Annotated in this window: 12 protein-coding genes; 5 read left to right on the top strand and 7 right to left on the bottom strand. The window is 72.5% G+C overall.

The window, feature by feature from the left end; all coding sequences use genetic code 11:
* Nucleotides 1-2: 2 nt before the first annotated feature.
* Nucleotides 3-434 carry a hypothetical protein gene (locus OG990_RS28715; protein WP_406077761.1) on the top strand — a complete coding sequence of 144 codons (432 nt, stop codon included), beginning with the start codon at nucleotides 3-5 and terminating at the stop codon, nucleotides 432-434.
* Between the two features lie 338 nt (nucleotides 435-772).
* Here OG990_RS28715 and OG990_RS28710 read toward each other — a convergent pair whose 3' ends face one another.
* Entirely contained in the window at nucleotides 773-1,828 is a 1,056-nt protein-coding gene (locus OG990_RS28710; RefSeq protein WP_406077759.1) for a hypothetical protein, read from the bottom strand.
* A 124-nt stretch (nucleotides 1,829-1,952) separates the two neighbouring features.
* Between OG990_RS28710 and OG990_RS28705 the strand changes: the two genes are divergently transcribed.
* The 3 genes from OG990_RS28705 (at nucleotide 1,953) to purD (ending at nucleotide 5,679) form a co-directional block, all read left to right on the top strand.
* Nucleotides 1,953-3,242: an adenylosuccinate synthase gene (locus OG990_RS28705; RefSeq protein WP_355600920.1), complete on the top strand. Its 1,290-nt coding sequence runs from the start codon at nucleotides 1,953-1,955 to the stop codon at nucleotides 3,240-3,242.
* A gap of 155 nt (nucleotides 3,243-3,397) precedes the next feature.
* Nucleotides 3,398-4,333, top strand: a complete 936-nt coding sequence (locus OG990_RS28700) for a hypothetical protein (RefSeq protein ID WP_406077758.1) — start codon at nucleotides 3,398-3,400, stop codon at nucleotides 4,331-4,333.
* Between the two features lie 95 nt (nucleotides 4,334-4,428).
* Complete coding sequence (gene purD / locus OG990_RS28695; RefSeq protein ID WP_406077757.1) at nucleotides 4,429-5,679, top strand: phosphoribosylamine--glycine ligase; 1,251 nt, start codon at nucleotides 4,429-4,431, stop codon at nucleotides 5,677-5,679.
* A 62-nt stretch (nucleotides 5,680-5,741) separates the two neighbouring features.
* Here purD and OG990_RS28690 read toward each other — a convergent pair whose 3' ends face one another.
* Genes OG990_RS28690 through OG990_RS28670 form a run of 5 tightly spaced genes read right to left on the bottom strand, consistent with a single transcriptional unit; the run spans nucleotide 5,742 to nucleotide 10,329 of the window.
* Nucleotides 5,742-6,518, bottom strand: a complete 777-nt coding sequence (locus OG990_RS28690; protein WP_406077756.1) for an ABC transporter ATP-binding protein — start codon at nucleotides 6,516-6,518, stop codon at nucleotides 5,742-5,744.
* Nucleotides 6,515-7,534, bottom strand: a complete 1,020-nt coding sequence (locus tag OG990_RS28685) for a FecCD family ABC transporter permease (RefSeq protein WP_406077755.1) — start codon at nucleotides 7,532-7,534, stop codon at nucleotides 6,515-6,517. Before OG990_RS28685 ends, OG990_RS28690 begins: the two co-directional genes overlap by 4 nt.
* Nucleotides 7,531-8,520, bottom strand: coding sequence for a FecCD family ABC transporter permease (locus tag OG990_RS28680; RefSeq protein ID WP_406077754.1), 990 nt, complete (start codon nucleotides 8,518-8,520; stop codon nucleotides 7,531-7,533). Before OG990_RS28680 ends, OG990_RS28685 begins: the two co-directional genes overlap by 4 nt.
* Nucleotides 8,510-9,325: a siderophore-interacting protein gene (locus tag OG990_RS28675; protein ID WP_406077753.1), complete on the bottom strand. Its 816-nt coding sequence runs from the start codon at nucleotides 9,323-9,325 to the stop codon at nucleotides 8,510-8,512. Before OG990_RS28675 ends, OG990_RS28680 begins: the two co-directional genes overlap by 11 nt.
* The gene (locus OG990_RS28670) at nucleotides 9,322-10,329 is read right to left on the bottom strand and encodes an ABC transporter substrate-binding protein (RefSeq protein ID WP_406077752.1); all 1,008 of its coding nucleotides are present in this window, start codon (nucleotides 10,327-10,329) and stop codon (nucleotides 9,322-9,324) included. Before OG990_RS28670 ends, OG990_RS28675 begins: the two co-directional genes overlap by 4 nt.
* Nucleotides 10,330-10,431: 102 nt before the next feature.
* Between OG990_RS28670 and OG990_RS28665 the strand changes: the two genes are divergently transcribed.
* Entirely contained in the window at nucleotides 10,432-11,286 is an 855-nt protein-coding gene (locus OG990_RS28665; RefSeq protein ID WP_406077751.1) for a helix-turn-helix domain-containing protein, read from the top strand.
* Nucleotides 11,287-11,344: 58 nt separating this feature from the next.
* On the opposite strand, the gene OG990_RS28660 is transcribed toward OG990_RS28665, so the two are convergent.
* On the bottom strand, nucleotides 11,345-12,907 hold the full coding sequence (locus OG990_RS28660) for an AMP-binding protein (RefSeq protein ID WP_406077750.1): 1,563 nt from the start codon (nucleotides 12,905-12,907) through the stop codon (nucleotides 11,345-11,347).
* Nucleotides 12,908-13,005 lie beyond the last annotated feature (98 nt).

Raw genomic sequence — 13,005 nt, 5'->3', positions numbered from 1 at the left:
GCATGGCGCCGGCCGCCCCGGACGCGGTACTCGCTGCCTCGGGCGCGCTGTTCGTCGGCGCGGAGGCGGTGCCCGCCGGGCTGCCCGGCGTTGCGGTGCTGCCCGGCGTTGCGGTGCTGCCCGGCGTTGCGGTGCCGCCCGGGGTCTCGGTGGTGCTGCTCGCGGGCTCGGACGCTGAACCGGCCGCCGGGCCGGCGGTGCCGACCACTGCGCCGTTCGAGGCGGGGCTGGTAGCCGGCGGGCTGGGCAGGGCATCGGTGGTCGACGGCGAGGGCGAGGTGTCGCCGGCCGTCGGGCCGGGAGCGTCGGGTGTCGGCGGGTCGGCCGGCGGCGTCCAACTTGGCTGCGGCGGGGCCCAGCCCGGCGCGGTGCCGGACGGGCCGGTGACTCCCCAGCCGCCGGGCGGCGGCACGGCACCGGTGAGCGACGGGTAGTCGGACGGCGACGGCGGGGTCGCGGCCGGGGCCGGGGATTGCCAGGGGACCGGCGGACCACCCGTCGACGGTGCGGCCACCGGCGGCAGCACGGTCGACGATTCCGCGGCCGACGACGGGGTACCCCGCTGGTTGGCGACCGAGGCCCATGGCGGTGCCACGTTGCCCGCGCCGGAGTCGGCTGGATCAGGTGGCCAGAGTGGTTCGATGTCCCGCTCCGGCACCGGATGCTGGCCGGGCACCTGCGCCCGGTCGGCTTTCTCGTCCATTACGGCCTCCCCAGTCCTCCTGCGAGGATAGGCCCACCGGCCGAGGAGGGCCGGCCGGCGCAGCCGGGGTCAGATCGACCAGACCGCCCAGGCGCCCGGCTCGACCCACCAGGACCGCTTCCGGGTCAGCTCGCCCTCGACGCCGTCGTCGAGGTAGGGCACCTTTCCCTCCCTGGGCAGCACCGACACGGCCCGCCCGCGAGCCCGCCGCACCTCCAGGCGTACCCGTTTCCTGCCCAACGCCGAGCGGACGACCACCGGCACGGCCACCGCGACCTCGACCTGGCCGTCGGCCGGATCCGGCGCGGCCAGGAGCGTCACGTCGTCGAGCGTCGCGTACCCGCCGGCGTTGCCGATCGCGCAGGCCAGCAGCGGTTCGTCGCCGTTGGTGAGAATCGCGTCGTCCACCTCCACGCGGGCCCGCCAGTGCAGCGGCCGACCGGCGTCGTCGGCGGCACCGAGCAGGGCCCCGTCCAGGGTCACCGAGCCGCCGTCGTTACGCAGCAGGTCCAGCCGGCGTGGCGTGCCGTCCAGCACCGCGGCGGCCACCGCCGCCGGGTCGCGGGGCAGCCCGAGCTGCGCGGCCAGGTCCCGGTGGGTGCCGCCACGCGCCGGGTCGAGCGGGAGTACGGCCACCGGCGGCAGGTCGGGCAGGGTCCGGTCACCGGGCAGGTCCGCCGGTCGGCGGCTCGGCGCTGGTGCGTACCGCCGGACCAGCCGGCGCAGCACGGCGCGCAACTGCGCGTCGCTCGCCGTGGCGACGACCAGTCGGGTCTTGCCGTCCGGGTCCGGCCAGGTGAGGCCGTCCGGGCGGGGCGGGCCGTCGAGCCCCGCCAACACCTCGTCGATCTCCGCGTCCGAGCGGGCGGTGACGGTCTGCACCCGCGCGCCTCGGGCGTTCAGCGCGTCGGCGCAGGCCAGCACCGGTACGCGGGGTCGCTCGGTGACGCACCGGTCGGCGTCGCCCTGGGTGCTTTCGCCGGGACCGGTGCCCCCGGTCGTGCCGGTGTCGGCCCCTGTCGTCGGGTCAGCTTCGGTCGCGCCGCCGCAGCAGGCCCCGCCGCTGCCGCAGCCCCCGGGAGCGTCCCGCTCCGAACCGAGGGTGAGCAGCACCACGTCGTACACGGAAGGAGCCTCCTGCCTCTCGCCGCGACCGCTGCCGGCCACGCCGTCACTACTTGTTAACCTGACACCCCGGGCTCGCCAACCGGTCGCCACCTGGCACCCGAGCCTTCTGGAGGCGGAAAAGATGCCAGCGATCGTGCTCATCGGCGCTCAGTGGGGCGACGAGGGCAAGGGCAAGGTTACCGACCTGCTGGGTGAGCGGGTCGACTACGTCGTGCGCTACTCCGGTGGCAACAACGCGGGCCACACGGTGATCACCCCGGATGGCCAGAAGTACGCGCTTCACCTGATGCCATCCGGCGCGCTCTCGCCCAACGCGATGATCGTCATCGGCAACGGTGTGGTGGTCGATCCGAAGGTGCTGCTCGCCGAGATCGACGGCCTGGCCGAGCGTGGCGTCGACGTGTCCCGGCTGCGGATCTCCGGTGACGCGCACCTGATCATGCCGCACCACCGGGCGCTGGACCGGGTGATCGAGCGCTACCTCGGCTCGTCCCGGATCGGCACCACCGGCCGGGGCATCGGCCCGGCGTACGGCGACAAGGTCGCCCGGATCGGCATCCGGCTCCAGGATCTGCTCGACCCGGGCATCCTGCGCAAGAAGCTGGAACTCGCACTGCGCGAGAAGAACCAGATCCTGTTCAAGGTCTACAACCGCAAGGCGATCGACCTTGAGGCGACCGTCGAGGAGTACCTGGAGTACGCGGAGCGGCTCAAGCCGTACATCGCGGAGACTCGGGCGATGCTCTGGGACGCCCTGGACCGGGACGAGACGGTGCTGCTGGAGGGTGCCCAGGCCACCATGCTGGACATGGACCACGGCACGTATCCCTTCGTGACCTCGTCCAACCCGACGGCCGGCGGCGCCTGCGTGGGCGCCGGCATCCCGCCGACCGCGATCAGCAAGGTGATCGCGGTGAGCAAGGCGTACACCACGCGGGTCGGCGCGGGCCCGTTCCCGACCGAGCTGTTCGACGCCAACGGCGATCACCTGCGCAAGATCGGCGCGGAGTACGGCACCACGACCGGGCGGGAGCGCCGGTGCGGGTGGTTCGACGCGGTCGTCGCCCGGTACGCCTGCCGCCTCAACGGCGTCACCGACCTGGTCATCACCAAGCTGGACGTGCTCACCGGGCTGCCCAAGGTGCCGATCTGTGTCGGCTACGAGATCAACGGCGAGCGGGTCGACGACATGCCGATGAGCCAGACCGACTTCCACCACGCCAAGCCCGTCTACGAGGAGCTCGACGGCTGGTGGGAGGACATCACCAAGGCCCGCACCGCTGACGAGCTGCCGGAGAACGCCCGCCGCTACATCGCCCGCGTAGAGGAACTCTGCAACACCAAGGTGAGCGTCGTAGGCGTAGGCCCCGGCCGCGACGAAAACGTCCTCCTCCACCCCCTCCTCCCCTAACCCCGGGCACCATCTGGTTGATCATGAGGTTGGCGGGGGATTCGATCTACAAAAGTCCCGCCAACCTCATGATCAGCAGGGCTGAAGGCGGTCCTGTCCACAGGGTTATCCACAGGGGTGGTGGGTGGGTCGGGTGAGCAGTCAGCGTGGTCCTCGTGGATCGCGCAGACCTGTTCCGCTCCATCGCCGCCGTTCAGGATGACCTGATCACCCGGGCGCAGGCGCTGCGTGCGGGGTTCAGCCGGCACGACATCGATCACCTGGTGGCCGTCGGTCGATGGCGCCCACTCGCGCGAGCGGTCTATCTCACGCACGGTCGATTCGACGAACCGCCCGCCCGGCGGTGTCGTATCCGCGCCGCTGTCCTGTCGCTGGGCCCACAGGCGCACGCGGTGTTCGATACCGCAGCCGAGTTGCACGGCATCGCCGGTCTTCCGCGTCGTGACGAGATCCATGTGGCGCTGCCGGGTAGGGCAGCGAAGCTGGCGCGGGTCTCCGATCCCGCGATCGTGCTGCACCAACTCGAACATCCGTCCGGCACGGTGCTGCGGGTGAACGGGATCGCGGCGACGACGTCGCGGGTGACCGTCACCGAGTTGATTCTGCGGGAGCGCCGGTACCCAGCGGTCTCGGTGCTCGACTCCGCACTCAGCCTGGGGTTGCTCACCACCGAGTGTCTGGCGACCATTCCGACGCTGATCAGAGGCAGGCGGGGTGCGGTGGCGGCACGGGGCTACCTGGCTGAAGCGGACGGTCGGGCCCAGTCGCCGCTTGAGACCCGAGCCAGGCTGCGGTGCGTCGACGGGCGTGTGCCGCCGGATGCCCTCCAGTTGGAGGTACGTGACGGCGACGGATACCTGCTCGGCATCGGCGATTTGGGCTGGCGGGGCCCGAGGGTGATCGCGGAAGCGGACGGTCGGGACGCACACGCCTCGCCAGCGGCGGTCTTCGCCGACCGCCGCCGCCAGAACCGCCTGGTCAACGCCGGCTGGACCGTCCTCCGCTTCACCTGGTCGGACACCCTCCAACCCGACTACATCCCGCAAACCGTCCGGCAGGCCCTCGCCGCCGCCCGATCCCGTCGATCATGAGGTTTGCAGGGCTTTCGGTGATCCATTGGCCCGCTAACTTCATGATCACCGGCTGTCGCCGGCGGGCGGGGGTGGGGGCAGTAGGATTTCGGGTCGTGCGGGTTCTTCTGGTGGGTGGTGGGGGGCGGGAGCATGCGCTCGCGCTCGGGTTGGCGGCGGATCCGGCTGTCACGGCGCTGATCGCGGCGCCTGGTAATCCGGGGATCGCCAGCGTGGCCGAGGTGCGGGCGGTCACTCCGACCGACCCGGCCGCCGTGGCCGCGCTGGCCGTGGAGACCGCGGCCGACCTGGTGGTGATCGGGCCGGAGGCGCCGCTGGTCGCTGGCGTCGCCGACGCCGTACGCGCCAAGGGCATCGCCGTGTTCGGCCCCTCGGCCGAGGCCGCCCGGCTGGAGGGGTCCAAGGCGTTCGCCAAGGACGTGATGACCGCCGCCAACGTGCCGACCGCCCGGGCGTACGCCTGCACGGACGAGGAGAGCGCCGCGCGGGCGCTGGATGAGTTCGGCGCGCCGTACGTGGTGAAGGACGACGGCCTCGCCGCCGGTAAGGGCGTGGTGGTCACCGACGACCGGTCCGCCGCGTTGGCGCACGCGCGGGAGTGTGGCCGGGTCGTGGTCGAGGAGTTCCTCGACGGCCCGGAGGTCAGCCTGTTCGTGGTCACCGACGGCGAGGCGGCGCTGCCACTGCTGCCCGCACAGGACTTCAAGCGGATCGGTGATGGCGACACCGGCCCGAACACCGGCGGGATGGGCGCGTACGCACCGCTGCCCTGGGCCCCGCCCGGCCTGGTCGACGAGGTCATGCGCGACGTGGTCCACCCCACCCTGGCCGAGATGCGCCGCCGGGGCACGCCGTTCGCCGGCCTGCTCTACGTCGGGCTCGCGATGACCGCCGCCGGCCCCCGAGTGATCGAGTTCAACGCCCGCTTCGGTGATCCGGAGACCCAGGTGGTGCTCGCACTGCTGGAGACCCCGCTGGGCGGGCTGCTGCACGCGGCGGCCACCGGCACGCTGGCGGGGCATCCGCCGCTGCGCTGGCAGCCCGGCGCGGCGGTCACCGTGGTGCTCGCCGCGCAGGACTATCCAGCCGCGCCGCGCACCGGCGACGTGATCACCGGCGCGGACCGGCCGGGCATCATCCACGCCGGCACCGCCCGCCGGGCCGACGACGGCGCGTTGCTCTCCGCCGGCGGCCGGGTGCTCTGCGGTACGGCCACCGGCGCCGACCTGGCAGCCGCCCGGACCGCCGCGTACGCGCTGGTGGACGGGGTGGAGCTGGCCGGCTCGCAGCACCGCACCGACATCGCCGCCGCCGCGGTCGACGGCCGGATCACGATTCCCGGCTGAACCCGGGCAACCCCCGCCCCCCTCGCCGCCGTTTGACCGGTGAGAGGAGGGCGTGTGCAGCCTCAGACGGTCGGCACCACCATGGGGGTGCCGGTGGCCGGGTTCGGCATCACCATGCTCGGCAGGCCGAAGACCTCCTGCATGAGGGCCGCGTCCACCACGTCGGCCGGCGGCCCCTGCGTGACGACTCGGCCGTCCTTCATCGCCACGATGTGATCGGCGAAGCGGCACGCCTGGTTGATGTCGTGCAGGACCGCGACGATCGTGCGGCCCTCGTCGCGCAGCCGCGCGAAGAGCGCCAGCAGCTCGTACTGGTGGGTGATGTCGAGGAACGTGGTGGGCTCGTCGAGCAGCAGGTAGGGCGTCTCCTGCGCCAGCACCATCGCGATCCAGACCCGTTGCCGCTGCCCCCCGGACAGCTCCTCGACGGGCCGCTCGGCCAGGTCCGCGACGCCGGCCACCGCCATGGCCGAGCGGACTGCCTCCTCGTCGGCGGCCGATCCCGTGCCGAGCAGGGACTGGTGCGGGTAGCGGCCCCGGGCGACGAGCCGTCGGACGACGATGTTCTCCGGGGCGACCAGGCCCTGCGGCAGGAACCCGACCTGGCGGGCGAACCGCTTCGGCCGGTGGTCGGCGACGTCCCGGCCGTCGAGGCGCGCCGCTCCCGACGACGGCGTGAGCAGTCGGACGAACGCCTTCAGCAACGTCGACTTCCCGCACGCGTTGGGCCCGACGATGGCCGTGAACGAACCGTCCGGCACGGCCAGGCTCACCCGCGTCGACACCACCCGCTCGCCGTAGCCGAGCGTGACGTCCTCTGCGGTCAGGCGGCTGCTCACCGTCGTTTCACCTCCATGCTCAACAACCAGATGAGATAGCAGCCGCCGATCGCCGTGGTGACCACACCGACCGGCAGAGCGACCGGCGCCAGCAGCAACTGCGCGATGAGATCGGCCGCAAGCAGCAGCACCGCGCCCGTCAGGGCCGCCGGCACGAGGGGTACGCCCGCGGCCCGCGCCAGCCGCCGGCCGATCTGGGGCGCGGCGAGGGCGATGAACACGACCGGCCCGGCGACCGCGGTCACGGTGGCGGTGCAGCCCACACCGGCCAGGACCATCAGCAGCCGTAGCCGACCCAGCCGTAGGCCGCTGGTGCGGGCGATCTCGTCGCCCAGTGCCGCCTGGTGCACGGCGTGGGAGATCACGAGGAGCAGCAGCACGAACAGGCCGATGACGGCGAACGGCAACCGGATCTCGGCCCAGTCGACCCCGTTGAGCGAGCCGGCACTCCATCCGGTGGCGGCGAGCGCCACGTCGATCTCGGCCCGCAGCACGATCCAGGAGTTGAGCGCGGTGAGCATCGCGTTGACGGCGATCCCGACGATGACCAGCCGTAGGCCGCTGAGCCCGGAGTCCAGCGACAGCAGGTAGATGACCGCGGCGGCCAGCAGCCCGCCCGCCACCGAGCCCGCAGCGAGCTGCCCGGCGGTGCCGTTGAGCAGCGTGATCGCCACCAGCGCACCCGTGTACGCGCCCGCGTCGAGGCCGATGACGTCCGGGCTGCCCAGCGCGTTGCGGGTCAGGTTCTGGAAGATCGCCCCGGCGAGCCCCAGGGAGGCGCCGAAGACCAGTGCGGCCGCCACCCGGGGCAACCGCCACTCCCTGATCACGAAGGCCGACTCGCCGCCCCTGGTCAGGGCCGTGAACACCTCCGCCGGGGTGGCCCAGTCCTGCCCGTGGCAGAGGGCCAGCAGGGCGAGGCACGCTGCGACCGCGACGAGCACCGACGACACGACGGCCGTACGCCGTTCGACCACGACCACGGCCGGTCCCGCCCGGAGCGTCAGCGTGCTCACAGTGCCGCCGCACCGTAGCGGCGGACGGCCCAGATCAGCACCGGGCCGCCCAGGAACGCCGTGACGATCGACACCGGGACCTCGCCGGTGGGCAGCAGGATCCGCGAGCCGATGTCGGCGACGAGCAGCAGGACCGGCCCGAGCAGCATCGAGTACGCCATGATCCACGGAATGGAGTCGACCGCCAGCCGTCGCGCCAGGTGCGGCACCATGAGGCCGACGAACGCGATCGGCCCGGCGACGGCGGTGGCGAGGCCGGTGAGCACGGTGACGAGCACCAGGACGGTGATCCGGATCCGCGTCACGTGGGCGCCGAGCGCGTGGGCGACGTCCTCGCCGAGGGCCAGCGCGTTCAGTGGCCCGGTCGCGGCCATCGCGGCGACCAGGGCGACCACGGTCACCAGCACGGGCAGCAGCAACGGCGTCTGCTCGGTGCCGGCGAGCGCGCCCACCGACCAGAACCGGAACCGGTCGAAGACGTCGGGGAAGGTCAGCCGCAGGCCGAGCGAGATGCCCATCAGGACCCAGCCCAGCGCGACGCCGGCCAGGACCAGCCGCAGGGGCGAGACCCGCCCGACGGCGTAGACCACGACCGCGGCGAGGGCGGCACCGGCCACCGCGAGCCCGAGCTGACCGGCCTGCGATCCGGCGACGCCCGCCAGGACACCCAGGTTGATCGCGAAGCCGGCCCCGGCGGTTACGCCGAGGATGCCGGGCTCGGCCAGCGGGTTGCGGGTCAGCGTCTGGATCAGCACGCCGGCCGCGCCGAGGGCAGCGCCGACGCAGACGCCGAGGATCGTGCGGGGCAGTCGGATGTCGCGTACGACGAGGTGGTCGGCGGTGCCGGCGAAGTCGGTGAGGGCCCGCCAGACCTCGACCACCGAGACGGCGCGGGCACCCACCGCCATGCTCGCGCCCGCCGCGACGACGAGCAGCGCGGCGGACACGAGCAGGAGGGGTGCTCGGCGAGACAGGTCAGTCTTCAAGCCCGGCGATCCCACGTTTCCAGTAACCGGTGATCAGCGAGTCGACGTGGTCCTGGCTCCAGGCACGCAGCGGCCTGATGTCGGTCGCCTCGCCGGCCGCGAAGAGGAACGTCCGCCCGGCCGGCAGGCGCAGCGACCGCACCGTCTCCGCCAGCGCCGAGTGGTCGCCGTCGCGTACCAGCCAGGTCACCGCCACCCCGGCACGCCGCGTCAGCGGGTAGCCCCGTTCGGCGTCGGCGTCGACCTCGACCACCACGTGGGCCGACACGTCGGCCGGGGAGTCCTCCAGCCACCGGCCGACCGCTGGCAGAGCGGTGCCGTCGATAGCGAAGACGTAGTGGTCGTAGGTGTGCGGGAACGCCTTCGCCCCGGGCGGGCCGGCGATCGTCACCTCGTCGCCCATCGCCGCCGAGGCCGCCCAGGTCGAGGCAACGCCGCCGTCGTGCAGCACGAAGTCGAGGTCGAGCTTGTGGGCGGCGGCGTCGTACCGACGGATGGTGTACTTGCGGGTGGTGGGCAGCGGCCGCGGCCAGTCGAGCATCTCCTGCGCGTTCGCCACGGGGTCGCGTCGGGTGCCGTCCGGATCCGGAAAGACGATCTTGACGTGGTCGTCGGCCTGATAGGTGTGGAACCCGGCGAGGGCCGGACCGCCGAGGGTCAGCCGAAGCATGCGCGGGGTCAACTGCTGCCGGGCGAGGATCCGTACGCGCCGCACCCCGATCGGGTAGCCGATCCGGGCCGTACCGCTGCCGGCGCGGTGGTGGGCGGCGACCCGCGCCGCCGGGTCGTGCCGGTCGACGGTCATCGGGTGAGCAGCGGCGCGAGGGCCTTGTCGATGGAGTCGAGGGTCTTGATGGCCGACTCGTACGTCGCCGCCTCCGTGTACTGGAGTGGGAACACCCGGCCGGCCTTGACCGCGGGCAGGTTCTTCCACAGCGCGGAGTCGAGCACCTGCTTCACCGCCTCTGCGGGGGTGCCGTCGGGCTGGACCGTGTACGTGATGGCGTCCGCCTCGCCGAGGCTCTCCGGCAACTCCTCAAGCGCCGGGTACTCGCTGACGTCGCGCCCACCGCCGGCCTTCTCCTTGACCTCGCCGTAGTAGGTCACGCCCGCGTCCTGGGCGATGTTCGTGCCCCACGCCTTGGCGAACTCGCGCTGGAACGTGCCCTTGGAGATGTCGCCGTAGGCGCCCACGTGCCCGAACTTCAGGCTGGCGAGCGCCGTGCCGTACTTGGCCTTCAGCTCCCCGGACCTCTTCTCGTACGCGTCCTTGGCCGCCTGGAAGTGCTCGGTGCGGCCGGCGGCGTCGGACTGGCGGCGGGACAGCTCGCGCCAGGCGTCCGGAACCGTCGGGCCGATCGCCACGACGGGCGCGATGCTCTCGAGCCGCTTCATGTCGATGTCGCCGAGGACGGGCTTCGGCACACCGATCACGATGAGGTCCGGCTTGGCGGCGGCGATGGCCTCGTAGTTGGTCTCGGCAGCCGCCTCGCCGGCGACCTTGGGCAGCCGGTCGTAGGTGGCGCGGTCCTGCTCGGTCATCATCGCCAGGCCGCGCTTCCACGTCGAGATCCCCACCAGGGCGGCGTCCGCCTCGATGAGGACCGGCACCGCGTAGCCGGTGGCGACGACGCGCTCGGGGCCGACCGGAATGGTGATGTCGCCGTTGTCGGCGGAGAAGACGCGGGTGGCGGTGGAGTCACCGTTGGACGGGGCGGCGGTCTCGGTGTCGCCCGATCCGCAACCGGTTACCGCGGCGACCGCCACGGCTGCGGCGACGGTCAGCCGCCAATGCTGTCGTACGGACATCGGCTGTTCCTTTGACGAGCTCAGAGGGGGTGCAGCCCGGTGGCCTGCGAAGCTTAGGCTAGCCTTACTTGTGATTCCAGAATGTCGACGAGAGGTCATCCCATGTCGCGGAGAGGTCAGAGCGCGGCCCTCGCGAGCCTCCGCGCGGCTGATCCCGTCAGCTGCGAGGAATTCGGCTACGGCCTCGGCCGGCCCGACGGCATCCTCGTCCTGAAGTACCGTTCGATGACCCGCCTGGCGTTCGGCGAGAACCGGGACGACTTCCTGCACCAGCTCTACTGGTCGCCCGACGGCCTGCTCTCCGCCCGGCACGACCGGCACACCAGCTTCATCGGCCCGGACGAGGTCTTCTGGATCCACCGCGCGGTGACCCACGAGGTCCACGCAGCGGACCGGCAGACCATCTACCGGATCTGCCTGCGCGAGGTGCCCGCCGCCCTCGACGGGCTGCGGGCCGGGGCCGCCGCCATCGACGCCGACGCCGCACGGCTCGTCCTGGCCCTCACCGACCGGGATTACGACGAGTGCGACGCGCCAGCGAGCCGCAGCCGCATCATGGCCGGGCTCACGCCCCGGGCCCAATCCGACAACGACCGGCAGTCCGGCGGTTCGGGCGTCGCGGTGACGGTTGGCATGGCACTGGCCCACGACCCCGGCGATCCCACCCGCCTCGACGAATGGGCCGAACGCCTGCACGTCAGCGTCAAGACGCTGCAACGCGACTTCGTCCGCGAGTTCGGCATGTCGTACACCCGATGGCGGACCAGGCTGCGCCTGCGTGCGGCGTTGGCGCTGCTGGAGACCCTGTCGGTCGGCGAGGTCGCCCACCGCATCGGTTACGCGAGCCCGTCCGCCTTCATCGCCGCCTTTGCCCGCGAGTACGGCTACACGCCGGGTCGCGCCGCCGCGAGGACCCACGCCGACGTCCCCGCTCCCTCGCCACGCTCAGGGCGGTGACACCAGGGGTAGAGCTGGCGCGGGCGTCGGTCCTGACCCGCTACCTCCGAGTGGTCGGTCAGCTGTAGTAGCGGCGCAGTTCGCGGCTGAGCACCTTGCCGGTGGCGTTGCGGGGCAGGAACTTCACGAAGACCACGTCCCGGGGGACGGAGAAGCGGGCCAGGTAGTGCCGGACGTACTCGCGGACCGCCTCGGGATCGAGCGTCTCGCCGGGGTGCAGGGCGAGGAACGCGGCCAGCCGCTGGCCGTACTCGGGGTCGGGTACGCCGATCACGGCCGCCTCGCGTACCTGCGGCAGTCGGGCGAGCAGGTCCTCCACTTCGGACGGGAAGACGTTCTCGCCGCCGGAGACGATCATGTCGTCGGCCCGGCCGTCGACGAAGAGCAGCCCGTCGGCGTTGAGCCGCCCGAGGTCGCCGGTGTCGAGCAGTCCGTCCCGGATTTCCCGGCTGCTACCGGAGGTGTAGCCCTCGAAGAGCATCTCGTTGCCGACGAAGATCCGCCCGACCCGGCCGTCGGGAACGGGCTTGCCAGCGTCGTCGAGCATCTGCAGCCGGGTGCCGTGCGGCGGCCGGCCGGCCGTGGTGGGCGCCTGGCGCAGGTCCTCCGGACCGGCGATGGAGGCCCAGGAGACCTCGGTGGAGCCGTAGAGGTTGTACAGGACGTCCCCGTAGACGTCCATGAACTTCGGTGCCAGCCCGCCGGGTAGGGCCGATCCGCTGATCGCGACGACCTTGAGTGGGGGGCGCGGGTCTGGTGGGGGCACTTCCAGCAGCCGCTGCACCATCACCGGTACGGCGAACAGTGCGTCGCACTGGTGTGCCACCAGGGCGGCGAGCGTGGCGGCCGGGTCGAAGCGGCGGTGCAGCACGATGGTGGCCCGCAGGGCGAAGCAGACCTGGAGGGCGGCGAACCCCCAGGTGTGAAACATCGGTGCCGCGATCATCACCCGGTCGCGGGTGTGCAGCGGGATCCGGTCGATGATGGACACCAGCGGGCCGAAGCCGCTCGGCGTGGGGCGGCGGGCCCCCTTCGGCGCACCGGTGGTGCCCGAGGTGAGCACGATGATGCGGCCGTCCCGCTCCGGCGGGCGCAGCTCGCCCGGCAGTGCCCCGGCCACCATCTCCTCGCGGGCGCGTTCGTCGAGGCGGGACAGCTCGGGGGGGAGGCCGATGACCCGCTCGGCGAACTCGTCGTCGTGCACCAGCAGTCGGAGCTGCTGCTCTTCGGCGACGGTGGCCAGTTGAGCCGCGGAGAGCCCGGTGTTGACCAGGACCGAGTCGACGCCGAGCAGGGTGGCCGCGACGATCGTCTCGATCAGCCCGTGGTGGTTGCGGCAGAGCACGCCGATCCGGTCGCCGGCCTGTACGCCGAGGCCCGCCCGCATCGACCGGGCCATCCGTTCGGCCCGGTCGAGCAGGTCCTGATAGGTCAGCTCGACGCCGTCCTCGTCGATGATCGCCGGTCGGCCGGGGTCCCGGGCGGCTGCCTGGCGTAGCTCGCCGGCCAGGCTCCATCCCCACGTGCGCAAAGCGTTGAGCTGCGAGGCGACCCGGATCGGCCGGCCGGGGGTGAGCAGCCCTCGACGGGTCAGCGTGGCAATGACGAACGGCAGGTCCATGCCGCAGACCTCCTTGGGGGGTGCGCGGACGGGGCAAGGGACCCCCCGTCCGTCAGGGCGTCTTCCTTGATCATGCACTGGGCTCGGCACCCTGCCCA

Origin of the sequence: Micromonospora sp. NBC_00858, from assembly GCF_045207365.1 — a bacterium.
GTDB lineage: Bacteria > Actinomycetota > Actinomycetes > Mycobacteriales > Micromonosporaceae > Micromonospora.
The sequence above is the reverse complement of the archived record's forward strand: the minus strand, read 5'-3'. Positions and strand labels throughout refer to the sequence as shown.

What these genes read in the sequence shown, in the direction of transcription:
- OG990_RS28715 (WP_406077761.1), top strand. Translation starts at nt 3, where the DNA reads ATGGCGCCGGCCGCCCCGGACGCGGTACTCGCTGCCTCGGGCGCGCTG.
- OG990_RS28705 (WP_355600920.1), top strand. Translation starts at nt 1,953, where the DNA reads ATGCCAGCGATCGTGCTCATCGGCGCTCAGTGGGGCGACGAGGGCAAG.
- OG990_RS28675 (WP_406077753.1), bottom strand. Translation starts at nt 9,325, where the DNA reads ATGACCGTCGACCGGCACGACCCGGCGGCGCGGGTCGCCGCCCACCAC.
- OG990_RS28670 (WP_406077752.1), bottom strand. Translation starts at nt 10,329, where the DNA reads ATGTCCGTACGACAGCATTGGCGGCTGACCGTCGCCGCAGCCGTGGCG.
- OG990_RS28665 (WP_406077751.1), top strand. Translation starts at nt 10,432, where the DNA reads ATGTCGCGGAGAGGTCAGAGCGCGGCCCTCGCGAGCCTCCGCGCGGCT.
- OG990_RS28660 (WP_406077750.1), bottom strand. Translation starts at nt 12,907, where the DNA reads ATGGACCTGCCGTTCGTCATTGCCACGCTGACCCGTCGAGGGCTGCTC.